This is a genomic window from Streptomyces sp. NPDC007945 (genome assembly GCF_042958885.1).
Taxonomy (GTDB): Bacteria; Actinomycetota; Actinomycetes; order Streptomycetales; family Streptomycetaceae; genus Streptomyces.
On the sequence record NZ_JBIBJV010000004.1, the window covers coordinates 561,861 to 588,256 of the forward strand.

Genomic DNA, 26,396 nt, shown 5'->3' on the forward strand with positions numbered 1-26,396 from the left:
GTGGCCGCCACGTCGGCCCAGTCCGGGATCTGGACGGCACAGCGTCTGCGCTCGGACGACAGGCTCTACGCCTGCGGCCTCTACCTCGAACTCGACCACGTGGTGGAGGAGGTGCTGAGCGAGGCGATCCGACGCGCCGTCGCCGACACCGAGGCGCTGCGCACCGCGTTCCGCGAGGACGCCGACGGAGCACTGCAGCAGCACGTGCTCGCCCGGCCGCCGAGCACCCAGACCCGCCTCTTCCGCGCCGACCCGAGCGGCGGCGCCCCCTCCCGAGCCGCGTCCCTGGAGTGGATGGACCGGCAGCGGGCGGAACCCTGGGACCTCGCCGCGGGGGACACCTGCCGCCACACCCTGATCCCGCTCGGCGGCGAACGCGCCCTGCTGCACCTGCGCTACCACCACCTCGCTCTGGACGGGTACGGCGCCGCCCTCTACCTGGACCGGCTCGCGGCGGTCTACCGCGCGCTGCGCACCGGCCAGCAGCCGCCCCCCTGCGCGTTCGCGCCGCTGGCCCGCCTGGTCGAGGAGGACCACGCCTACCGGAGCTCCGCCCGCCACCGCGCGGACGCCGACCACTGGCGCGACCGCTTCGCGGACCTCCCGCGCCCCACCAGCCTCGCCGACGCCCCCGCGCCCGCCGCGCCCGACGAACTGCGCCGCACGGTGCGCCTGTCCGCCGACCGGTCCGCCGCGCTGCGCCGCGCGTCCGACCGGAGCGGCCGGCCCTGGCCCGTGTACGCCACGGCCGCTGTGGCCGCCTTCCTGAGCCGTCTCGCGCCGGGGGACGAGGTCGTCGTCGGCCTCCCCGTCACCGCCAGGACGACACCCGCCGCGGTGCGCACACCGGGGATGCTCGCCAACGTCGTACCGCTGCGCCTGTCCGTGCGGCAGGGCACGTCGATGGCGGCGCTCCTGGAGCTGACCGCGGCCGAGATCAGCACCACCCTGCGTCATCAGCGCCACCGCACCGAGGACATCGGCCGGGCGCTCGGACTCCACGGCGCGCCGCCGGCCACCACCCTCGTCAACGTCATGGCGTTCGCCCCGGTGCTCGACTTCGGCGACTGCCGGGCGCCGGTGCACCAGCTCGCGGCCGGTCCGGTCGAGGATCTGGTCGTCAACCTGCTCGGCACTCCGGGCGACGGCGGCGAGCTGGAGCTCACCCTCGCCGCCAACCCCCTGCTCCACTCGGCGGACGCGGTGGCCTCGCTGGCCGCGCGGCTCGCGGAGTTCCTGACGCGCGTGGGCCAGGACCTGGAGGCGCCCCTCGGGCGGACCCGGCTGCTCGGCGCGGAGGAGGAGGCCTCTGTGGTGGCCGCAGGACGCAGCCCCCGGCGCGACCTGCGCCCCCGGACCCTGCCCGAACTCTTCGCCCGGCAGGTCGCCCGCACCCCCGACGCCCCCGCCGTCTCCTCGGACCGGGCCACCTGGACGTACGCCCAGCTCGACGCCCACGCCGAGAGGGTGGCCCGGCGGCTCGCCGCGCGGGGCGTGGGCCCGGAGAGCATCGTCGCGCTCGCGGTGCCGCGGGGCGTCGAGCTGGCGGCGCTGATCCTCGGGGTCCACCGGGCCGGAGGGGCGTACCTCCCCGTCGACCCGGAGTACCCGGCGGAACGCATCGGTTTCCTGCTGCGCGACGCCCGCCCCGCCCTGCTGGTCGGCGGGGCCGGGACCGAGCCCCCCGCCGCCGACTGCCCGCGCGTGCCGGCCGAGGACCTCCTCGACGCCGGGGCGCGGTGCGCCGAGGCCGACGTGCCCCCGCCCGGAACGCTCCCGGTGGACCTTCCGGCGTACGTCGTCCACACCTCCGGCTCGACCGGGCGGCCCAAGGGGGTCGTGGTCACGCACGCCGGCCTTGCCGCCCTGGCGGCGGAGCAGATCGAACGCTACCGACTGGGCCCCGGCTCCCGGGTGGCGCAGCTCGCGGCCCTCGGCTTCGACGTGGTGGTCGCCGAACTCGTGATGGCGCTGACGTCGGGGAGCTGCCTCGTCCTCCCGCCGCACGGCCTCGCCGGCGACGAGCTGGCCGCGTTCCTGCGCGACCGGCGCGTCACCACGGCCCTCGCGCCGGCCGCCGTACTGGCCACCCTGCCCCCCTGTGACCTCCCCGACCTGACCGACCTGGTCACCGGCGGCGAGGCGCCCCCGCCCTCGCTGATCGCCCGCTGGGCGCCCGGCCGGCGGATGTTCAACGTCTACGGGCCGACCGAGGCCACCGTCCAGGCCACCTCCGGGCGGTGCGCACCGGACGAAGACCGGACGCCGGACATCGGGAACCCCGAGGCCGCGGTGGACGCCTACGTGCTGGACGCCGCGCTGCGACCCGTGCCCGACGGGGTGACGGGAGAGCTCTACCTGCGCGGCGGCGGCCTGGCCCGCGGCTACCTGGGCCGTCCCGGCCTCACCGCCGACCGGTTCGTCGCCGACCCGTACACCGGGACGGGCGAGCGGATGTACCGGACCGGCGACCTGGTGCGCCGGGTGCCCGGCGACGGAGGAACCGTGCTGAGGTTCGTCGGCCGGGCCGACGACCAGGTGAAGATCCGGGGCTTCCGGGTCGAGCCCGGCGAGGTCGAGGCGGCCCTCGCCGAACTCGACGGCGTCGCGCTGGCGTTGGTGACCGTGCGCGAGGACCGGCCCGGCGACCGAAGGCTCGTCGGCTATCTGACGCCCGCGCCCGCGCACCGGGGAGCACTGGACGTCGAGGGCCTGCGCCGCGTACTCGCCGACCGGCTTCCCGCCCACCTCGTCCCCTCCCTCTTGGTGGAGCTGGCGGAGATCCCGCGCACCGCCAACGGCAAGGTGGACCGCGCGGCGCTGCCCGCCCCCGCGACCCCGGCCCCGGCCGTCGGGCGGGCGCCGCGCGACGCCCGCGAAGAGGCCCTGTGCGGGCTCTTCGCCGAGGTGCTGGGCGTCGATGAGGTCGGCGCCGACGACGACTTCTTCGCCCGGGGCGGCGACTCCCTGCTGGCCGCCCGGCTGGCGAGCCGCGTACGGGGCCGCCTGGGCAAGGCCGTCACCGTACGAGAGGTCTTCCGCTTCCCGACCGTCGCCCGCCTCGCGGCGGAACTGGGAGAAGGGGCCGTGACGGACGACCGGGTCCGCCCGGTCCGGCCCCGCCCGGAGCGGGTGCCGCTCTCGTCCGCGCAGCGCCGGCTGTGGTTCATCGACGAACTCAACGGCGCGTCGGCCGCCTACAACATCCCCACCGTCCTCCGCCTGGACGGACCCCTGGACGTCCCCGCCCTGCACGCCGCGCTGGGCGACGTCACGGACCGGCACGAGACGCTCCGCACCACGCTGCGGCCCCCGGCGGACGACACCTCGGCGGCGGGCGCACCCGAGCAGCACATCGCGCCCCCCGGCGGCCACCGGATCCCGCTGCCGGTCGTCGACGTCGCCCCCGACGCGCTCGCGGGGGAGCTGCGCGCCGCCGCCGGCCACGTCTTCGACCTCGCGCGGGACCTTCCGGTGCGCGCCACCCTCTACCGCACCGGCGAGCAGCGGCACGCCCTGCTGCTGCTCGTCCACCACGTCGCCGCCGACGGCGCGTCGATGGGGCCCCTGATCGGCGACCTGGCCACCGCCTACACGGCCCGGCTCGCGGGACGCGCCCCCGTCCTCCCGCCGCCCGAGGTGACGTACGCCGACTTCGCGCTGTGGGAGCGGGGGAGCCGGGAGCGCTCCGCCGCCCACGCCGAGGGGATCGCGTACTGGCGCCGGGCCCTGGCCGGGCTGCCGGACCACATCCGGCTCCCCGCCGACCGGCCCCGCTCGCAGGAACCGGTCCGCCGGGGCGGGGTCGCCCGGTTCGAGGTGCCGCCCGCCCTGTACGCCAGGCTGGAGGAGCTGGCCGGAAGCGTCGGCGCCACCCCGTTCATGGTGCTCCAGACCGCGATAGCCGTCCTGCTCGGCCGGATGGGCGCCGGACCGGACGTCCCCCTGGGCACGCCGGTCGCCGGCCGCCCGGACGAGGCGCTCGACGGACTCGTCGGCTGCTTCGTCAACACCGTCGTCCTGCGCACCGACGTCTCGGGCGACCCGACCACGACCGAACTGCTGGCCCGGACCCGCGACGGGGACCTGGAGGCCTTCGCCCACCAGGACGTGCCCTTCGACCGGGTCGTGGACGCGGTCAACCCCGTCCGCTCCACCACCCGGCACCCGCTCTTCCAGGTCATGCTCATCCTCAACGGCCCCGAGCAGGACCGGGGCCGGGCGCGGTTCCCCGGACTCGCCCACCGCGTCGAGACGGTGGAGTCGGGGGAGACCAAGTTCGACCTGTCCTGGCACTTCACCCACCGCGACGGGCCGGACCGGGCACTGGACGGGGCCCTCGTCCACGCCGCCGACCTGTTCGACGCCGCCACCGCGCAACGGCTCACCGAACGCCTGCTCGACCTCCTGACCGCCATGGCCGACGCCCCCGACCGGCCCATCGGGACCCTCGACGTCCTCAGCGCCGCGGAGCACCGCCTCGTGCGCGCCTGGGGGACCGGCACGCCCCGCCCCCGGGGCAGCCGCCCGGAACCGGTCGCCGCGCGGATCGCCCGCCGGGCCGCCCGCACACCGGACGCGCCGGCGGTGATGGAGCCCGGACGGGTCTGGAGCCACGCCGAACTCGACGCCCGCGCCGACCGGGTCGCCGCAACCCTGGCCGCCCGCGGCATCGGCGCGGAGGACCTCGTCGCCGTCCTCCTGCCCCGCGGCGCCGAACTGATCGCCACCCTGCTGGGGATCCTGCGGGCCGGCGCCGCCTACCTCCCGCTCGACGCCGGACACCCCGCCGACCGCAACCGCTGGGCCCTCGCGGACTCCGCCCCCGCCCTGCTGGTGACCGACGCCGAGCGGCTGCGCGCGCTCCCCGGCACCCCCGGGTGCGCCGCGCTGGTCCTGGGCGAGCAGGACACCGAGAGGGAACTCGCGGACCGCGCCCGCCTCCCGCGCGCCGGCGCCGACCCCGTACGACCTGTGACCGGGGACAACGCCGCGTACACCATCTACACCTCCGGCTCGACCGGTCGCCCCAAGGCCGTCGTCGTGACGCGGGACGCGCTGGACGCCTTCGTCGAACGCGCCCTGGACACCTACGGCGACGCGCTGAGCGGAGGGGTCCTGCTGCACTCCCCGGTCGCCTTCGACCTCACGGTCGTCTCCCTCTACGGGCCGCTGGCCGCGGGCGGGCACGTCCGGGTCGGCGACCTCGACGAGACCGGGATCGCCCAGTGGGACCGGGACCGCCCGGCCTTCGTCAAGGCAACGCCCTCCCACCTCGCGCTGCTGGAGGAGTTCGGCGGCTCCACGGCCCCCGGAACGGTCGTCCTGGCGGGCGAGCAACTCGTTGGCGCACGCCTCGACCGCTGGCGCACCCGCCACCCCGCCACCACCGTCTTCAACAGCTACGGGCCCACCGAGACCACCGTCAACTGCCTGGAGCACAGGATCGCCCCGGGCGCCGACGTGCCCTCGGGACCCGTGCCGGTGGGCCGGCCGGTGGCGGGCGTCCGGGTGCTGCTCCTCGACGACCGCCTGCGCCCCGTCGCGCCGGGCGTCACGGGCGAACTGTACGTCTGCGGTCCCGGCGTCGCCCGCGGGTATCGCGCCAGGCCGGCCGCCACCGCCGAACGGTTCGTCGCCTGCCCGCACGGGCGGCCGGGGGAGCGGATGTACCGCACCGGCGACCTCATGCGCTGGACCGCCGACGGCGAACTGGTCTACGAGGGACGGGCCGACGCCCAGGTGAAGGTGCGCGGCTTCCGGGTCGAACCCGGCGAGGTGGAGGTCGCGCTCCTCGACCTCCCCGGCGTCCGGGAAGCGGCCGTCACCCTCGTCGAAGGGCCGGAGGGCGAGCCCGGAGGGGCGGCGGCCCCCGCCCGCCTCGTCGGCTACGTCGTCGGCGCCACCGCCGGCCCGGCCGCCCTCCTGGAGCGGCTGCGCGTCCGCTTGCCCGACCACATGGTGCCCGCCGCCCTCGTGGAGCTCGACGCCCTGCCGCTCACCCCGAACGGCAAGCTCGACCACCGCGCCCTGCCCGCGCCCGACTTCGGCCGCCACGCGGGCCGCCGCGCCCCGAACGGGCCGACAGAAGAACTGCTCTGCGCGCTCTTCGCCGACGTGCTGGGAGTCCCCGACGTCGGCGCGGACGACAGCTTCTTCACGCTCGGGGGCGACAGCATCGTCAGCATCCAGCTCGTCGGCCGCGCCCGCCGAGCCGGACTGCACCTCACCGTGCGCGACGTCTTCGAACACCCCACGGCCGCCGGTCTCGCGACCGTCGCCCGCCCCGCCGGACCGGACGAGGACCCGCACCGCCCCGCGCCGGAGGCGCTCGCCCCGAGCGGGCCGCTGCCCCACCTCCCGGCCGCCGCGCGGCTCGTCGCCAGGACCGGGTCGATGCGCGCCCGGGGCGCCGACCGCTTCCACCAGTCGGTGGTCCTCACCACCCCCGCGCGCGCGTCCGCCGACGACATCCGGCGCGTGCTCCAGACACTCGTCGACCACCACGGGGCACTGCGCCTGCGGACCGCCACCGACCGGGACGGATCGCCGGACGGCCTGGTGATCGCCGAACCGGGGACGGTCGCCGCCGCCGACCTGCTGCGCCGCCGCGACGCCGCCGGACTCGAAGGCCCGGCGCTGCGGGAGTTGGTGGAGCGGGAGGCCGAGCACGCCCGCGACGCCCTCGACCCCGGCACCGGTGCCGTGCTGCGCGCGGCCTGGCTCGATCGGGGCGAGGACCGGAGCGGCCTGCTCGTCCTGGTGGCCCACCACCTCAGCGTGGACGGCGTCTCCTGGCGCATCCTGGCGGACGACCTCCGCCAGGCCTGGACCCGGGGCGACGACCCCGCCCCGGCGGCGCCCCTGCCGCCGGAGGGCGCCTCCCTCAGGGAATGGGCCACCCGGATCGCCCGGCGCGCCACCGAGCCCGCCGTGACCGACCGGCTTCCCCACTGGCGCGCGACCCTGGCGGGCGTCGAGGACCCGGACGGCGACGTGGTCGCCCTGGAGACGCGGCTCGACCCCGACCTGGACACCCACGGCACGGCGCGCGAGCACGCGCACGGCCTCGCGCCCGATCTGACCGACACGCTCGTCCGCACCGCGCCCGCGGCGCTCCGCGCGGACACCGGCGAACTGCTGCTGGCCGCCTACGCGCTGGCCGCGTCACGGGTCCTGGGCGACCGGCCCGTGTTCGTCGTGGAGACCGAGAGCCACGGCCGCCAGGACGCCCTCCTGCCCGGTGTCGACCTCACCCGCACCGTGGGCTGGTTCACCTCCGTCCACCCGGTGCGCCTGCGGCCCGGAGCCGGGGCCGCCCGGCTGCTGAAGGAGACCAAGGAGCGCCTGCGCACCGTGCCGGACGCCGGTCTCGGCCACGACCTGCTCCGCCTCGGCGGCGCGGCGTCCCCCGCGGAGGGCGGCCGGAAGCTGCCCCGCCCGCAGTTCGGCTTCAACTACCTCGGCCGGGTCGACGTGGCCGGCGACCTCGCCGACGGGGGCACGGAGCCCGCCGGGGCCTGGGCATTCGCGGGCCACAGCGTCGTCCCGCAGCCGCCCGAACTGCCGCTCGCGCACGAGGTGGAGCTGACCGTCGTCCTGGAGGACGGCCCGCGGGGACCGGTCCTCGCGGCGCGCTGGAACGCCTCCGCCCGCTGCCTGACCCCGGCGCGGCTGACCGCGCTGGCCCAGGAGTGGGAGAAGGCGCTGCACGAGCTGACCGCCCTGGCCGGCGTCGCCGGGAGCGCCGGCCTGATCCCCTCGGAGACCGGCGCGGGCGACCTGGACCAGGACGCGATCGAGGAGTGCGAGGCGGCGGCGGACTTCGAGATCGCCGACCTGCTCGCCCTCGCGCCCGCCCAGGAGGGACTGCTCTTCCACAGCACCTTCGACGAGGCGGCGGAGGACGTGTACGTCGGCCAGCTGGCCCTCGACCTCCACGGAGAGCTGTCGGGCCCCCGCATGCGCGAGGCCGCCCGGCACGTCCTCGACCGGCACGACGTGCTGCGCGCGGCCTTCCTCCAGCGCCGCTCCGGCGAGTGGATCCAGGCGATCGCCGCGGGCACGCCGGTGCCCTGGGAGGAGCACGACCTGTCCGCCCTGGACGGGGAGGAGCGGCAGCGGCGCCTCGACGCCCTGCTGGCCGGGCAGCGCACCCGCCGCTTCGACCTCGCCCGGCCGCCGCTGGTGCGCTTCCTGCTCGTACGCACGGCGGCGGACCGGCACGTGCTGGCCGTGACCAACCACCACCTCGTCCTGGACGGCTGGTCGCTGCCGCTGGTGGTGCGCGACCTCATGGCCCTGTACGCCACGGACGGCGCCGCCCTGCCCGCCGTACGGCCGTACCGCGACTACCTCGCCTGGCTCGCGGACCAGGACGCCGACGCGGCCCACGCCGCCTGGGAACGGGCGCTCGCCGGGCTGCAGCCGTCCCTGATGGCGCCCGACGCCCCCCGCGACGGCGCGGCCCCGCTCGCGCACTACCGCACCATGGACCCCGACGTCGTCGCCCGCCTCACCGACTGGGCCCGCCGCCTGGGCGTCACCCTCAACTCGGTGGTCGAGACCGCGTGGGCACTCCTCCTGGGCCGGCTCACCGGCCGGGACGACGTGAGCTTCGGCATCGCCGCCTCCGGCCGCCCCACCGACCTGCCCGGCGCGGGGGAGATCGTCGGCCTGCTGATGAACACCGTGCCGGTACGGGTCTCCCTGGACCCCGCCGAACCGCTGGAGGCACTCGTCCGCCGCGTGCAGCGGGAGCAGGCCGCCCTCCTGGACCACCAGTTCCTCCCCCTGGCGCAGGTGCAGCAGCGCCTCGGCGCGGGTGACCTCTTCGACACCACGCTGGTCTTCGAGAACTACCCGCTGGACCCCGCCGAGGGCCTCGGCGACGGCGACGGGCTCCGCCTGCTCGGGGCGCGCGGCCACGACGGCAACCACTACCCCCTCAGCATCACCGTCGGCCCCGCCCCTGACCTCCAACTCCGCTTCATCCACCGCCCCGACCTTTTCGCACCCCCGTGGGTGGAGGACCTGGCGGCGCGGTTCGAGCAGGTGCTCGACACCATGGCGACGTCCGGGGACACCCCGGCGGGCCGGCTGGACGTCCTGCTGCCGCGCGAACACGCCACGCTGCTGGGCGACTGGGCCCGCGGTGAGGCGGCGAACGCACGGGAATGCCCCGTCGCCCTGTTCGAGGAGCAGGTCGACCGCACCCCCGACGCCCTCGCGCTGGTCGAGGGCGGTGACGGTGCCAGGCTGAGCTACGCCGAGTTCGACGCCCGCGCCAACCGCATGGCGCGCTTCCTCATGGCCCGGGGCCTCGGGGCCGAGGACCTGGTCGGCCTGGTCTTCCCGCGCGGCGCCGACCTGCTCACCGGAGTGTGGGGAGCGCTCAAGGCCGGAGCGGCCTACCTGCCGGTCGACGTGGACTACCCGGCCGAACGGATCGCGCTGCTTCTCGGCGACGGGAACCCCGCCGTCGTCCTGACCACCTCCGCCCACGCCCACCTGGTGCCCGAGGCACCGGGACGGCAGATCCTCTGCGTCGACCTGCCCGGTCCCGCGGACGAACTCGCCCGCGCCGCCGAGGGAAGGGTGACCGACCGGGAGCGGCCGCGCCCGGTGGGAGCCGACACCCTCGCCTACGTCCTCTACACCTCGGGCTCCACCGGCCGCCCCAAGGGCGTGGCGGTGAGCCGGGGTTCGCTGGCCGCCCACGCCGTCCGCTCCCGCGACCGCTACCCGGACGCGGCCGGGGTGTCGCTGCTGCACTCGCCGGTCGCGTTCGACCTGACGGTGACCGCCCTGTTCACCACGCTGATCTCCGGCGGGACCCTGCTCCTCGCGGAGCTGGACGAACACGCCCAGGGCTCCGGCGTCACCTTCGTCAAGGGCACGCCCTCCCATGTCGCCCTCCTGGACGAGCTGCCCGGCGTCCTCGACGCCACCGGAGACCGCCCCGGCACACTCGTCCTCGGCGGCGAGCCGCTCACCGGGGAGATGCTGGAGCGCTGGCGGGCCCGTCACCCTCGGGCCCGGATCTTCAACGACTACGGGCCGTCGGAGACCAGCGTCAACTGCTCCGACCTGCTGTTCGAACCCGGCGACGAGGTGCCGGACGGCCTGCTGCCGATCGGGCGCCCGCTGCCCGGCAACCACATGTTCGTCCTCGACCACCTCCTCCAGCCCGTGCCGGTCGGCGTCGTCGGGGAGATCTACGTCTCCGGCGTCGGAGTGGCCCGCGGCTACCACGGACGGCCCGGACTGACCGCCGAACGCTTCCTGCCCTGCCCGTACGACGCGCCGGGCGCCCGGATGTACCGCACCGGGGACCTGGGGCGCTGGCGGCCCGACGGGATCATGGAGTGCCTGGGCCGTACCGACGACCAGGTCAAGGTGCGCGGCTTCCGGGTGGAGCTGGGCGAGGTGGAGGCCGCGCTCGCCGCCCGCCCCGACGTCGCCCGCGCCACCGTCGTCGTGCGCGAGGACGAGCCGGGGGACAGGCGGCTGACGGGCTACGTCGTTCCCGAGGGCGGACCCGAGGCGGGCTTCGACCCGGCGGCCGCGCTGCGCGACCTGGCCGCCGCCCTGCCGGCGTACATGGTCCCGGCCGCGATCGTGGTCCTGTCCGAACTGCCGCGCACCGAGAACGGCAAGCTCGACCGCAGGGCGCTGCCCGCGCCCGAGTACGGCACCGGCTCCGCCGGACGCGCCCCGCACACCGCCGCCGAGACCGCCCTGTGCGCCCTGTTCGCCGAAGTGCTCGGCGTGCCCGGGTTCACCCTGGACGACGACTTCTTCGCCCTGGGCGGCCACTCCCTCCTCGCCGTCCGGCTCGCCGGCCGCATCCGGGCCGAACTGGGACTGCGGCTCGACATCCGGACGATCTTCGACCACCGCACGGTCGGGGACCTCCTCGCCGATCCGCAGATCGCCGCACAGCTCACCCCCGCCGCCGGGACCAACTCGGGGATCACCGCCGAGACGCCCGGCGGGGCCACTGCGGGGCCCACCGGCGAGACCACCGCGGAGGCCCCCGGCGCACGCGTGCCGGTGCGGCCCGAGCGGCTGCCCCTGTCGCCCGCCCAGCGCAGGCTGTGGTTCCTCAACCGCTACGACAGGGAGGCCGGCGGCTACCACATCAGCGTCGCCCTGCGGCTCACCGGCGACCTCGACGTCGACGCCCTGCACGCGGCACTGGCCGATCTGACCGCCCGGCACGAGAGCCTGCGCACCGTCTTCCGCGAGGACGAACAGGGCCCGTACCAGCTCGTCCTGGCCCCCGGGGCCCCGGCCGCCCCGGCCGTCGTCCCCGCCGCCGCCCACCGACTCGACACGCTGGTGCGCGAAGCCGTCCGCCGCCCCTTCGACCTGGCCGACGACACCCCGCTGCGCCACACCCTCTTCGCGCTCCCGGAAGGCGAGCACGTCCTGCTCCTGGTCATCCACCACATCGCCGCCGACGGCTGGTCGATGTGGCCGCTGGCACGGGACCTGGCCGCCGCCTACCGCGCCCGCGCCGCGGGCCGCGCGCCCGACTGGCCGGCCCCGGCCCCCAGCCCCGTCGCCCACCTGCTCGGACAGCACCGCGAGGCCGGGGACGACGCGGACGCCCCGCTGGACCGCCGCGTCGCCCACTGGGCCGAGGAACTGCGCGGACTGCCCGACGAACTCGCGCTGCCCTACGACCGGCCGCGCCCGACGACGCCCCCCGGCCACGCCGAGCGGGTCGCCTTCCGCGTCGACGCGGAACTGTACGGGGACGTGCGGGCGCTGGCCGCCCGTCACCGGGCCACCCCGTTCATGGTCCTCCACGCCGCCCTGGCCGCCCTGTGGCACCGGCTCGGCGCCGGCCCCGACATCCCCGTGGGCACCCCGTCCGCCGGCCGCGACCGGCCCGAGACCGCCGACCTCGTCGGCTTCCTGGTCAACACCCTGGTCCTGCGGACCGACACCTCGGGGGACCCGGCCTTCGCCGAACTCCTCGACCGGGTGCGCGAGACCGACCTGCGGGCCTACACCCACCAGGACGTGCCCTTCGAGCGGCTGGTGGAGGCGGTCAACCCCGCCCGCTCGCCCAGCCGGCACCCGCTCGTCCAGACGATGCTCACCTTCGACAACGCCGCCGACGGAGCGCTCGACCACCTCCTGGACCTGCCGGGTGTGCGCGTGGAGCCGCTGCCGACCGCCGAGGGCACCGCCCACACCGACGTCGAACTGACCTTCACCGAGACCACGGCCGCCGCGGACGGGACCGGACTCGACGCGTCCCTGCGCTACCGCCCCGACCTCTTCGACCGCACGACCGCGGCGGCTCTGGCGGAGCGGTTCGTGGCGCTGCTGCGCACCGTGACGCGCGAGCCCGGCCTGCGGCTCGCCCAGCTCGACGTCACCACCGCCGGGGAACGCCGGCGGCTGGCCGAGGCCGACGCCGCCGCACGGGCCCGGACGGCCGCCACCCCCGTCGCCGACCTGCCCGCCCTCTTCGCCGCCGCCGTCCGCCGCGCGCCCTCCGCCCCCGCCCTCACCGACGGCCCGACGACCCTGGACTACGCGGAACTCGACGCCCGCTCCAACCGCCTGGCCCGCGCCCTGCTCGCACTCGGCGTGGGACCGGAGGACTTCGTCGCCCTGGCCGTGCCCCGCTCGGCGGACCTGGTCGTGGCCGTGCTCGCCGTGCTCAAGTCGGGTGCCGCCTACCTCGCCGTCGACCCCGACCACCCGGCCGAGCGCACCTCGTACATCCTCCACGACTGCCGGCCGGTCGCCGTGCTCTCCACGACCACCGTCCGCGATACCCTGCGCGGCACCGTGGACGCGGCGGTGGGCGAGGTCCCGTGGCTGCTGCTCGACGCGCCCCCGGCCGACGACACGACAGCCGGCCTCGCGGCCGCGCCGGTCACCGACGCCGACCGCCGGACCCCCCTGCTCCCCGACCACCCGGCCTACACCATCTACACCTCCGGCTCGACCGGGCGGCCCAAGGGCGTGGTCGTCAGCCACGCCAACGTCTCACGCCTCCTGACCGCCTGCCGCGCGGCCGTGGACTTCGGGCCCGACGACGTCTGGACCCTCTTCCACTCCAGCGCCTTCGACTTCTCGGTCTGGGAGATGTGGGGACCCCTGGCGCACGGCGGCCGGCTGGTCGTCGTCCCGCACGACGTGGCCAGGTCGCCCGGCGACCTCCTGGAACTGCTGGGCCGCGAGCGCGTCACGGTGCTCAGCCAGACACCCTCCGCCTTCCTCCAGCTCCTGCGGGCCGAGACCGAGCTCGGCGTCCCCCCGCGGACCACCGCCGCCCTGCGGTACGTCGTCTTCGGCGGGGAAGCGCTGGACACCGCCCAACTCGCCCCCTGGCGGGGCCGCCCGGTCCGCCTGGTCAACATGTACGGGATCACCGAGACGACCGTGCACGTCACCCACCTGGAGCTGGACGACGCCGCCGTGGAGCGCGGCGGCAGCCCGATCGGCACGCCGCTGGACGACCTGCGCGCCCACGTGCTCGACCAGGGGCTGCTTCCCGTGCCGGTGGGCGTCGTGGGCGAGCTGTACGTCTCCGGCCCCGGCCTGGCCCGCGGCTACCGCCGCCGCCCCGGCCTGAGCGCCACCCGGTTCGTCGCCGACCCGTTCGACGCCGGCGGCCGGATGTACCGGACCGGTGACCTCGTCCGGCGCGGCCAGGACGGCGGCCTCCACTACGTCGGCCGGTCCGACTCCCAGGTGAAGCTGCGCGGCTACCGCATCGAGCCCGGCGAGATCGAGGCCGCCGCCCGCCGCCACCCGGGCGTCGCCCAGGCGGCCGTCGCCGTGCGCGGCGAAGGACCGGACGACCGGTACCTGGTCTGCTACGCGGTGCCGGCGGCCGACGCAGACCCCGACCCGCACGAGGTGCGCGCCCACCTGGCCGGCGCCCTGCCCGGCTACATGGTCCCCGCCGCCGTCGTGCTGCTGACCGCCCTGCCGCTCACCCCCAACGGCAAACTGGACCGAGCGGCGCTGCCCGCCCCCGACCGGACGGCGTGGGCCACCGGCGGCGCCCCCGCCGGACCGCGCGAGGAAGCGCTCTGCGCCGCCTTCGCCGACGTCCTCGGCGTCCAGGAGGTCAGCCGCGACGCCGACTTCTTCGCCCTCGGCGGCCACTCCCTCTCGGCGGTCCGGCTCATCAGCCGGATCAGGTCGGCGCTCGGCGTGGAGATCGGCATCCGCACGCTCTTCGAGGCCCCCACGCCCGCCGCACTGTCCCGGCGCCTCGACACGGCCGGGACGGGACGGCCCCGCCTGCTCCCGCGCAGGCGGCCGGACCGCGTCCCGCTCTCCTCCGCCCAGCGCAGGCTCTGGTTCCTCGGAGAACTGGAAGGACCCAGCGCCACCTACAACATCCCGCTCGCCCTGCGCCTGCGCGGCCCCCTCGACGTCGGCGCCCTGCGCACCGCCCTCGCCGACGTGGTGGGCCGCCACGAGGCCCTGCGCACCGTCTTCCCTGCCGAGAACGGCTCCCCCCACCAGCATGTGGTCGCGCCCGAACGGGCCGCGCCCACCCTCGACGTCGTGGACGTCACCGAGGAAGAGCTGCCCGCCGCCCTCGCCGAGGCCCGCGGACACGCGTTCACCCTCACCGAGGACCTTCCGCTGCGGGCCGTGCTGCTGCGCACCGGCCCCGCCGACCACGTGCTCTCCCTCGTCCTCCACCACATCGCGGGCGACGGCTGGTCGCTGGCCCCGCTCGCCCGCGACCTGAGCACCGCCTACGCCGCACGGCGGGAGGGCCGCGCCCCGCAGTGGCGGCCCCTGCCGGTGCAGTACGCCGACCACACCCTCTGGAAGCAGGAACTGCTCGGCGCCGCCGACGACCCCGACAGCCTCGCCGCCCGCCAACTCGCCTTCTGGCGCGACGCGCTGGACGGCGCGCCGGAACAGATCGAACTGCCCACCGACCGGCCGCGCCCCGCGATGGAGAGCCACCGCGGCGCGATCCACCGCTTCACCCTCCCCGCCCCGCTCCGCGACCGGCTGCGCGCCCTGGCGCACTCGCGGCGGGCGACCCTCTTCATGGCCCTGCAGGCCGGACTCGCCGCGCTGTTCGCCGCCCTCGGGGCCGGACGGGACATCGTCCTCGGCACCCCGGTCGCCGGCCGCGGCGACGAGGCGGCCGACGACCTCGTCGGCTTCTTCGTCAACACCCTGGCCCTCCGCACCGACCTGGGCGGCGACCCCACCTTCGAGGAGCTGCTCGACCGCGTCAGGGACGCCGACCTGAACGCCTTCGCCCACCAGGACATCCCCTTCGAGCAGCTGGTGGAGGCGCTCAACCCCACCCGCTCCCTCTCCAGGCACCCCGTCTTCCAGGTGCTGCTGGCCCTCCAGAACAACGAGCGCGGCGAAGCCGTGATGCCCGGTCTGGAGGTCACCGTCGAACGCCCCGCCCAGGCGGCGGCCAAGTACGACCTCTTCGTCAACCTCGTCGAGACCCGGAACGAGGACGACGGGGCGACCGCCGTCGAGGGCGCGGTCGAGTACGCCACCGACCTCTTCGACGCCCGCACCGTCGCCCGGCTGACCGAGCGCTACCACGACCTGCTCCTCGCCGCCGTCGAGGCGCCCACGACACGCCTCAGCCGGATGCCCGTCCTTGACGCGGCGGAACGCGCCGCCCTGAGGGCCGAATGGGACGCCTCCGCCGCGGGCCCGGCCGAGGACCTGATCGGCCTCTTCCGCGCCCGCGCCGCCGAGACGCCCGACGCGGTGGCGGTCCGCAGCGGCGGGGACAGCCTCACCTACGCCCAGCTCGACGAACGGGCCGGACGCGTCGCGGCGGCCCTCTCCGGGCACGGCGCCGGCCCCGAGAGCCGGATCGCGGTGTGCCTGCCGCGCACCGCCGACCTGGTGGCCGGGCTGCTCGGCGTCCTGCGGGCCGGCGCCGCCTACGTACCGCTGGACCCGGAGTACCCGGACGAGCGCATCGCCGCGATCCTGGCCGACACCCGCCCGGTGGCGCTGCTCACCACGGCGGACTGCCGCCCCGCGATCACCGGCGCCGCGACCGCCGCCGGCGGAGCCGTCCTCCTGGCGGCCGACGCCGCACACGGCGCGGGACCCGTCCCCGAGGCCCGCGCCGCGCTGCCCGGCCAGGCCGCGTACGTCCTGCACACCTCGGGCTCCACCGGACGCCCCAAGGGCGTCGTCGTCAGCCGGGGCAACCTCGCCAACCTCCTGGCCGACATGCGGGACCGGCTGCGCCCCACCGCCGACGACCGGCTGGTCGCCGTCACCACGGTCAGCTTCGACATCGCCGCCCTGGAGCTCTTCCTCCCGCTGGTCAGCGGCGCCGGACTGGTCCTGGCCGACCGCGCCGAGGCACGGGACCCCGAGGCACTGGCCGCGCTGCTCACCGAGAGCGGCGCCACCCTCCTGCAGGCCACCCCGACCACCTGGCAGCTGCTGGCCGAGACCGCCCCCGACGCCCTGCGCGGCCTGCGCAAGCTGGTCGGCGGCGAAGCACTCCCCGCTTCCCTGGCCTCCCGCCTGCGCGACCTCGGCGGCGAACTCGTCAACGTCTACGGGCCCACCGAGACCACCATCTGGTCCACCGCCGCCCACCTCGACCGGGACACCGGCAGCGCCCCGCCCATCGGCCGCGCGCTGCGCGGCACCCGCGCCTACGTGCTGGACGAGTGGCTGAACCCGCGCCCCGAAGGCGTACCCGGCGAGCTGTACCTCGCCGGCGCGGGCGTGGCCCGCGGCTACCTGGGGCGCGGCGGCCTGACCGCGGAACGCTTCACCGCCGACCCCTTCGGCGCGCCGGGCAGCCGCATGTACCGCACGGGCGACCTGGTCCGCCGCCGCGCGGACGGGGAGCTGGAGTTCCTCGGACGCACCGACCACCAGGTCAAGGTCCGGGGCTTCCGCATCGAGCTGGGCGAGATCGAGACAGCCCTCGGCGCGCACCCGGACGTCGCCGGGGCGGTCGTGGTCGCCCGCGCGGCGTCCGGCGCGCCCTCCGCTCCGGGCGACCCGGCCCCGCGGCGACTGGTGGCCTACGTGGTCCCCGAGCCCCACCGCGCCACGCCCGACGACGGCCGGGAGCAGAACCGGCTCGACGAGTGGCGGGAGGCCTACGACACCCTCTACGGCGGCTCCGCACCCGCCCCCCTGGGCCAGGACTTCGGGATCTGGCGGAGCAGCCATGACGGGCAGCCCATTCCCCTGGACGAGATGCTCCAGTGGCGGGCGGCCACGGTGGACCGCATCCGGGCGCTGCGGCCCGCGCGACTGCTGGAGATCGGGGTCGGCACCGGACTGCTGCTCTCGGAGCTGGCGGAGGAGTGCGCCGCCTACCACGGGACCGACCTCTCCGCCCGGGCGATCGAGACGCTGCGCGAACAGGTCGACGCGGAACCCGCCCTGAAGGAGAAGGTCGAGCTGCACGTCCGCCCGGCCCACGACTTCGGCGGCCTGCCCCGAGGCTTCTACGACACGATCGTGCTCAACTCCGTCGTCCAGTACTTCCCCGACGCCGACTACCTCACCCGCGTCCTGCGCGGCGCGCTCGACCTGCTCGCCCCCGGCGGGCGGCTCTTCGTCGGCGACGTCCGCGCCCTGGCACTGCTGCGCGCCTTCCGCGCCTCGGTGGAGACCGGCAACAGCGCCGTCTCCGCCACCCCCGCCGCGGTGCTGGCCGCCGCCGACCGCAGGACGGCCGCGGAGAACGAACTCGTCATCGCCCCCGACTACTTCGCCCGGCTGCGGCGCGAGGCCGGCGAACCGCTCCTCCTGGACGTACGCCTCCGGCGCGGAAGGCCGCACAACGAGCTGACGCGCTACCGCTACGACGTCCTGCTGGCCAAACAGGGAACCGCGCCCCCCGCCGCGCCCCCGGCCACCGAACTGCGCTGGACGCCGGAGGACGGCGACGCCGGGCGGCTGGCCGCGCTCTGCGCCGCGCACCCCGGCGCGCTGCGCGTCACCGCGATCCCCAACGCCCGCGTGCGGCGCGAGACCGCCGCACTCGCCGCCCTGGAGGACGGCCGACCGGTCACCGAGGTGCGGCGGATCCTGGACGGTCCCGCCGACGGAGTGGACCCGGAGGACCTCTACGACGCCGCGGCCGCCGCCGGACGCACCGCCTGGGTGACCTGGTCGGCCGAGGGCCGGCCGGACACCGTCGACCTCGTACTGGCCCCCGCGGACGGGGGCGGTGCGGCGCCGGTGGCGTCGCCGGCCGAGCTGTGGACCGGCGAGCCGGACGCGGACCGGGCGGAGACGAACGACCCCTCCGCCGGGGCGCACCACCGCGAACTGGCCGCCCGACTCCGGTCCCACCTGGCCGAACGGCTGCCCGACTACATGGTCCCCTCGGCCGTCGTCGTCCTCGACGCCCTCCCGCTGACCGCCAACGGGAAGGTCGACCGGAACGCGCTGCCCGACCCCGACCCGGCGGGCACGGACGCCGGCCGCCCGCCGCACACGCCCCGCGAGAAGCTGCTCTGCGCGCTCTTCGCCGACCTGCTGGGCCTCGGCCGGGTCGGGGTCCAGGACAGCTTCTTCGCCCTGGGCGGTGACAGCGTCCTGTCCGTCCGCCTCGTCAGCCGCGCCCGCGCACAAGGGCTGCCCCTGACCACCCGCGACGTCTTCGAGCACCACACCGTGGCCGCGCTCGCGGCCGCCCTGGAAGGCAGGGAACCGGAGGACGAACCGGCCGGCGACCCGCCGGACCCCGGCGCCACCGCCCCGCGGCCCATCAGCGTCGAAGAACTCGCCGAGCTGGAGGACGAGCTCGGCGCGGACTGGGAGGAGATGCAGTGAACGGTCCGCAGCGCAGGGTCGAGGAGGTCCTCGCGGTCACCCCGCTCCAGGAGGGGCTGCTCTTCCACGCGGTCTTCGACGAGAACGTCCCCGACGCCTACGTCAGCCGACTGGTCCTGGCCCTCTCCGGAGAGCTCGACGCCGACCGGCTGCGACGGGCCGCCCAGGCGCTGGTGGCACGCCACCCCGCCCTGCGCTCGGCCTTCCGGCAGCGGCGCTCGGGCGAGTGGTTCCAACTGGTCGCCACCCGCCCGGCGGTGCCCTGGCAGGAACTGGACCTGCGGTCCGTGGGCAGCCCGGCGGAGGCGGACAAGCACCTGGAGGCGCTCCTGGACGAGCACCACCGCACCGGATTCGACCTCGGCCGACCGCCCCTGCTGCGTTTCCTGCTGGCCAGGACCGGCGAGGACCGCCACCAACTCGCCGTGACCTACCACCACCTCGTCCTCGACGGCTGGTCCATGCCCATCCTGATGCGGGAACTGGCCGCGCTGTACGGCAGCGGCGGAGACCCCGCCGCGCTCCCGCCCGTCCGCCCGCACCGCGACCACCTCGACTGGCTGGCCCGCCGCCCGCCCGAGCAGAGCGCCGCCGCGTGGCGGGAGGCGCTGGCGGGACTGCCCGGCCCCACCCTCATCGCCCCGGACGCCGACCGCAACGGCCCGCCCCCCAGGTCGGTGTGGACCCGGCTCGGGGAGCGGGACACCCGCGCCCTCGGCGCCTGGGCGCGCGCCCGCGGAGTCACGGTGAACTCGGCGGTGCAGGCCGCCTGGGCGACCGTCATCGGCCGCCTCACCGGCCGCGACGACGTCGTCTTCGGGACGACCGTCTCGGGACGGCCGCCGGAGCTGCCCGGCGCCGAGGAGATGGTCGGCTTCTTCATCAACACCGTGCCGACGCGCGTGCGGATGCGACCGGCCGAGCCGGTCGGCGACCTCGTCGTCCGGATCCAGCGCGAGCAGACCGCCCTCATGGAGCACCAGCACGTCCGGCTCTCCGACATCCAGCGCTGGTCCGACCGGCCCGTGCTCTTCGACACCTCCACCGCGTTCGAGAACTACCCCGCCGACGACCTCTCCGCCGTCGGCTCCGCCGACCACGCCGGCCTGCGCATCGAGGGGGGCTCCGGCCGCACCACCAACCACTTCCCCCTCTCCCTCTACGCGCTCCCTGGCCCGGCGCTCCGCCTGCGCCTGGACCACCGACCCGACGCCGTGGACGACGTCACCGCACGCCACGCCGCGGACCTGCTGGAACGCGCCCTGACCGCCGTCCACAGCGCCCCCGGGACCCCGACCGCCGCACTCGCCGCCACCCCCGCCACACCCCGCGCCGCCCGGGTGCCCGCACCCCGCGCCGCCACGCCGCACGCCCCGGCCACGATCGTGGACGCCTTCGAGGCGCGGGTGCGGGCGACGCCCGAGGCCCCCGCCGTCCTCGCCGGCGGTGAGGAACTGACCTACGCCGAACTCGACGCCCGCGCGAACCGCCTCGCCCGGCTGCTTCTGGAGCGAGGGGTCCGACCCGAGAGCCGCGTCGCCCTCACCGTCTCCCGGAACGCCTGGCTGCCCGTCGCCGTCCTCGGCATCCTCAAGGCGGGCGGCTGCTACGTGCCCGTGGGCGCCGGGCTGCCGCCCGAGCGCGCCGCCCGCATCCTCCGCGAGACCGCGCCGGTCTGCCTGCTCACCGACCCCGACGCCGAGGCCGCCCGGCACACCGCCCCCGCGGGACCCGACCGCCCCGAGGCCGCGCCGGGCGGCGTCGAGCGCGTCGTCCTGACCGGAGCGCTCCTCGCCCCGTACGACCCCGCCGCACCGACCGACGCCGAACGGGCCGGGCCGCTGCTCCCCGGTCACCTCGCCTACCTCCTCCACACCTCCGGCTCCAGCGGCCGGCCCAAGGGGGTCGCGGTCGAACACGCCCAGGTGACCGCCCTGCTGTCCTGGGCCGTCACCGGCGTCGGAGCCGACCGGCTGCGCCGGACCGTGGCCTCCACCTCGGAGAGCTTCGACGTGTCGGTCTTCGACACCCTCGTCCCGCTCCTCACCGGCGGCCGCATCGAGATCGTGGAGAACACCCTGGCGGTCGCCGACCGGAACGGCGGCGAACCCTCCCTCCTGAACGCCGTCCCCTCGGCGCTGCAAGCGCTCCTCGAACGCGGCGAGCCGCTCGCCGTCCACACCTTCCTCTGCGCCGGCGAGCCCTTCCCCGCCCCGCTGGCCCACGCCCTGCGCGCCGCCTTCCCGCGGGCCCGCGTGGCCAACCTCTACGGCCCGACCGAGACGACCGTCTTCGTCACCGCCCGGTTCCTGGACGGGACCGACGACGGCGCGCCCCCCATCGGCCGCCCCCTGCCCGGCGTCCGCGTCCACCTCCTCGACCCCTGGCTCCGCCCCGTGCCGGACGGAGTCGTGGGAGAGCTGTACATCGCCGGGGACCACGTCACCCGCGGCTACTGGCGGCGCCCCGACACGACCGCCGAACGCTACGTCGCCGACCCCTTCGGCGCGCCCGGCGCCCGCATGTACCGCAGCGGCGACCTCGGGCGGCTCCGCCCCGACGGCGACATCGACCTGGTCGGCCGGGCCGACGGCCAGGTGAAGGTGCGCGGCCACCGGGTCGAGCTGGGGGAGGTGGAGGCCGCGCTGGCCTCCCACCCGGACGTCCTGCAAGCGGCCGCCGCGGTGCACGACGGCGGACCCGCGGGGCCGCGCCTGGTGGGCTACGTCGTCCCCCGCGGCACGACGCCCGACACGGCCGCGGTCCTGGACCACGTGCGACGCCAGGTGCCCTCGTACATGGTGCCCTCGGCGCTCGTGGTGCTGGACGAGCTGCCGCTCACCGTCAACGGCAAGCGGGACCGCGCCGCGCTGCCGCCACCGCCCGACCGGAGCGACGCGGCGCGGGCGCGCGCCCCCCGGGGACCGCACGAGACGATCCTGCTCGGCCTGTTCGCCGAAGTGCTCGGCGTCCGCCCGGCCGGCATCGACGACGACTTCTTCGCCCTGGGCGGCCACTCGCTGCTCGCCACCCGCCTGGTCAGCCGGGTGCGCACCACCCTCGGAGCCGAACTGTCCGTGCGGGACCTCTTCGAACACCCCACGGTGGCCACGCTGTACGCCAGGATCGCCCGAGCCGGGTCGGCCCGGCCGCCGGTCTCCCGCGTCCACGAGCGGCCCGACCGCGTCCCCCTCTCGTTCGCCCAGCGGCGGCTGTGGTTCCTCCACCGCCTCCAGGGCCACAGCGCCGCCTACCACGTCCCGCTCGCGCTCCGTCTCACCGGACGCCTCGACACGGCCGCGCTGCGGGGCGCGATCGCCGACACGGTCGCCCGGCACGGAAGCCTGCGCACCGTCTTCCAGGAGGACGCCGACGGCGTCCACCAGGTCGTCCGGGACGCCTCGGCCGCCGCCCGGCTGATCACCCTGGTCCCGGAGCCCGTCGAGGATCCGCTGCGGGCGGCGGAGGAGGCGGTGGCCGAGCCCTTCGACCTGACGGCGGGCCCGCCCCTGCGGTGCAGGCTGTTCACCCGAGCCCTCGACCCGGCCGACCCGCGCGCGGGCCAGGAGCCGGAAGAACACCTGTTCCTGCTGCTGGTGCACCACATCGCGGCCGACGGATGGTCGCTGCGGATCATCGCGCGCGACGTGGCCGCCGCGTACGCCGCCCGCGTGCGCGGCGAGGACTTCGCGCCCGCCCCGACCCCCGTCGACTACGTCGACCACACCCTGTGGCAGCACCGGGTGCTCGGCGACCCCGACGCGGCCGGCCGCCCCGACGCGGCCGACGGACCGCTCGACGCCCAGCTCACCCACTGGCAGAAGCGGTTGGCCGGCCTGCCGCAGGAGATCGCGCTGCCGGCCGACCGGCCGCGCCCGGCCGCCTCCTCCCACCGGGGCGCGGACGTGGACTTCACCGTCCCCGCCGCCGCGACCGCGCGGATCAGGGAGCTGGCGGGAACCACCGGCACCACGCCCTTCATGGTCCTCCAGGCCGCGCTTGCGGTCCTGCTGCACCGCATGGGAGCCGGGACCGACATCCCGCTGGGCACCCCGGTCGCCGGGCGCACCGACAGCGCGGTCGAAGGGGTCGTCGGACTCTTCGTCAACACCCTCGTCCTGCGCACCGACCTGAGCGGCTCGCCCACCTTTGCCGAGCTCCTGGGCCGGGTCCGCGCCACCGCCCTGGACGCCTACGCCCACCAGGACGTGCCCTTCGAGCGGCTGGTCGAAGTGCTCGCCCCCGAGCGCTCCCTGGCCCGCCACCCCCTCTTCCAGGTCTCCCTCGTCCTGCAGAACCTCGACGAGGCGGCGGAGCCGGTGGAGGGACTGCCCGGACTGCGCGCCGAGGCGGTCCGCCCCCGGCGCGACGGCGCGAAGGTCGACCTGTCCTTCGTGCTGGCCCCGGGCGGGCCGGAGGGCGGCGACATGCCGGGAGTCCTCACCTACAGCGCCGACCTCTTCGACCCCGCGACCGCGCGCGGGCTCGTGGACCGGCTGCTGCGGGTGCTGGACCAGGTGCTCGCCGCCCCCGCCACCCCCGTCGGGCGGGTGGACGTGCTCCTGCCCGGCGAGGCGCGGCGCGAGGTGGAGCACAGCCGCGGACCGGGCACGACGGGCGCGGCGGACGAACCGCTGGCCCGCTTCGAGAAGTGGGCGGCGACCACCCCCGACGCCCCCGCCCTGCGGTGGGATGGCGGCCGGCTCACCTACGCCGAGCTGAACCGGAAGGCGGACGCGGTGGCCCGCGTGCTCAGCGGTCGTTCGCTCGGACCCGAGGACGTGGTCGCGGTCGTCGCCCCGCGCGACCCGGACGTGGTGGCCGCACTTCTCGGCGTGCTCAAGTCCGGCGCCGCGTACCTCCCGATCGACGGGACGTGGCCGCTCGAACGGCGCCGCCGGGTGATCGCCGACGCCGGGGCGCGCCTGCTCCTGGCGGCAGGGGACACCGAAGCTGCTCGGACCGCCTTCGGCCCCGCGTGCGGCCCGGACACCGAAGTCCTCGGCCTCGCCGACCCGGTCTTCCGCGCCACCGGAGTCCCGGCCCTTCCGGCCGGGCGGAGCCACCCGCGCTCCCTGGCGTACGTCCTCTACACCTCGGGCTCCACCGGGCGCCCCAAGGGCGTAGGCGTGGAGCGCCGGGCCCTGGCGCACTACGTGGAAGGGGCCGCCCGCCGCTACCCGGACGCGGCGGCCACGGCCCTGCTCCACTCGCCGCTGACCTTCGACCTCACCGCCACCGCCCTGTTCACCCCCCTCGCCTCGGGCGGTTGCGTCGTCCTGGGGGAGGTGGACCGTGCGGCGGACGCCCACCCGGTGGCCTTCGTGAAGGCGACGCCGTCCCACCTGCCGCTGCTGGAACGGCGTCCCGGCCTGCTCGCGGAGCACGGCACCCTCGTCCTGGGCGGTGAGGCGCTCGACGGGCGGGCCCTGCGCGACTGGCGGGCCGCCCACCCGCACGCCGAGGTCGTCAACGCCTACGGCCCCACGGAGCTGACCGTCAACTGCGCCGAGCACCGCATCGCCCCCGGCGACCCCGTGCCGGACGGGCCGGTGCCGATCGGCCGTCCGTTCGCCGGCGTCCGCGCGATGGTGCTCGACCCGGCACTGGCCCCCGCGCCGCCGGGCGTGGCCGGGGAGCTGTACGTCGCAGGGCCCGGAGTGGCCCGCGGCTACCTGGGGCAGCGTGCCCTGACCGCCGAACGGTTCGTGGCCTGCCCGTTCGGGGAGCCGGGGGAGCGGATGTACCGCACCGGCGACCTCGTCCGTCGCCTCCCCGACGGGGAACTGGAGTACGTGGGCCGAACGGACGAGCAGGTGAAGCTGCGGGGCTTCCGCATAGAACTGTCCGAGGTGGCCCGTGCCCTGGCCGCCGAGGAGACGGTCGCCCGCGCGGTCGCCGTCGTACGGGAGGACCGGCCGGGCGACCGGCGGCTGACCGGCTACGTGGTCCCGGCGGCGGGAGCCCGCCCGCACGAGGACGAGCTGCGCGGCGCGGTCGCCCGCACCCTGCCCGACTACATGGTGCCCTCCGCCGTCGTGGTCCTCGACGAACTGCCCACCACGCCCCACGGAAAGCTCGACCGGCGCGCGCTCCCCGCCCCGGCCCACCGCTCGAAGGGCGGCCGCCCGCCGCGCGACGAGCGCGAGCGGCACCTGTGCCGGATCTACGCCGACGTGCTGGGCCTGCCCGAGGTCGGCGCCGAGGACGACTTCTTCGCACTCGGCGGCCACTCCCTGCTCGCCACCCGGCTGGTCAACCGCATCCGGGCCGAACGCGCCGAAGAGCTCGACGTACGGACCGTGTTCGAAGCCCGAACGGTCGCCGCGCTGGCGGCCCGGCTGCGGACCGGCCGCCCTGACACCCGCCCCGCGTTGCGACGGATGTCGCGGTCGGAGGACTTGTGATGCTTCCCCTCTCCCTCGCCCAGCAGCGGCTGTGGTTCCTCCACACGATGGACGGCCCCAGCTCCACCTACAACATCCCCACGGCACTGCGGATGACCGGCGCGCTGGACGTCGGCGCGCTGGGCGAGGCCCTGCGCGACGTCGTAGGGCGCCACGAGACCCTCCGCACCGTCTTCCCCGACACCGGCGACGGCGCCCGGCAGCACGTCCTGCCCGCCGACGCGGCCGCCGTCGAGCTGGCCGTCGCCCGGTGCACCGAGGACGAGCTGCCCGCCGCCCTGGCCCGCGAGGCCGGCCACGCCTTCGACCTGGCCCGCGACGTCCCGATCCGGGCGAAGCTGTTCACGCTCGGCGAGCGGGAACACGTGCTCTGCCTGGTGATCCACCACATCGCCAGCGACGGCTGGTCGCGCACCCCGCTCGCCCGCGACCTCGCCACCGCCTACGCCGCCCGCACCGCCGGGCACGCACCGCGGTGGGAGGAGCTCCCCGTCCAGTACGGCGACTACACCCTCTGGCAGCGCGAACTCCTCGGCTCTGAGGACGACCCCGAGAGCCTGCTCAACCGCCAGACGGCCCACTGGAGGCAGCGACTCGCGGGCCTGCCGGACGCCATCGAACTGCCCCTGGACCGCCCCCGCCCGCCGATCGCCGGCCACCGCGGCGACACCGTCCCCTTCACCCTCCCGCCGCGGACCCACGAGAGGATCGCCGCGCTCGCCGCCCGCCACGGCGCCAGCACCTTCATGGTGGTGCAGGCGGCCCTGGCCGGCCTGCTGTCCCGGCTCGGCGCGGGCACCGACATCCCCCTGGGCACCCCGGTCGCCGGACGCACCGACGAAGCGCTGGAAGGCCTGATCGGCTTCTTCGTCAACACCCTGGTGCTGCGCACGGACACCTCGGGGAACCCCACCTTCGACGAACTGGTCGAGCGGGCCCGCGCCTGCGCCCTCGACGCCTACGCCCATCAGGACGTGCCGTTCGAGCGCCTGGTGGAGGCACTCGCCCCCGAGCGCTCCCTGGCCCGGCACCCGCTCTTCCAGGTGAGCCTGAGCCTCCAGCACGCCACCGACCACACCGCGCTCCTGGACGGACTGGAGATCGCCCCCCTGGACACGGGGTGGCGGGCGGCCAAGTTCGACCTGTCCTTCGACCTCCTGGAGAAGCGCGGCCCCGACGGCCGCC

The 26,396-nt window shown here is 76.4% G+C and carries 3 protein-coding genes (1 of these 3 only partly in view); all 3 read left to right on the forward strand.

The annotated features are described in order from the left end of the window. Tightly spaced (each overlapping or abutting the next), the 3 genes in view from ACFZCF_RS16660 to ACFZCF_RS16670 form a layout consistent with a single transcriptional unit that may run on beyond the window. On the forward strand, window positions 1-18,804 hold the full coding sequence (locus ACFZCF_RS16660; protein WP_391287021.1) for an amino acid adenylation domain-containing protein: 18,804 nt from the start codon (window positions 1-3) through the stop codon (window positions 18,802-18,804). Further along, entirely contained in the window at window positions 18,801-25,211 is a 6,411-nt protein-coding gene (locus ACFZCF_RS16665) for an amino acid adenylation domain-containing protein (protein ID WP_391287022.1), read from the forward strand. The genes ACFZCF_RS16660 and ACFZCF_RS16665 overlap by 4 nt, the downstream gene beginning before the upstream one ends. Beyond that, on the forward strand, window positions 25,211-26,396 hold the beginning of the coding sequence (locus tag ACFZCF_RS16670) for an amino acid adenylation domain-containing protein (protein ID WP_391287023.1). The gene runs 14,597 nt beyond the window's last position; 1,186 of the gene's 15,783 nt are visible here — the first part of the coding sequence; it begins with the start codon at window positions 25,211-25,213; its stop codon lies beyond the right edge, outside the window. The genes ACFZCF_RS16665 and ACFZCF_RS16670 overlap by 1 nt, the downstream gene beginning before the upstream one ends.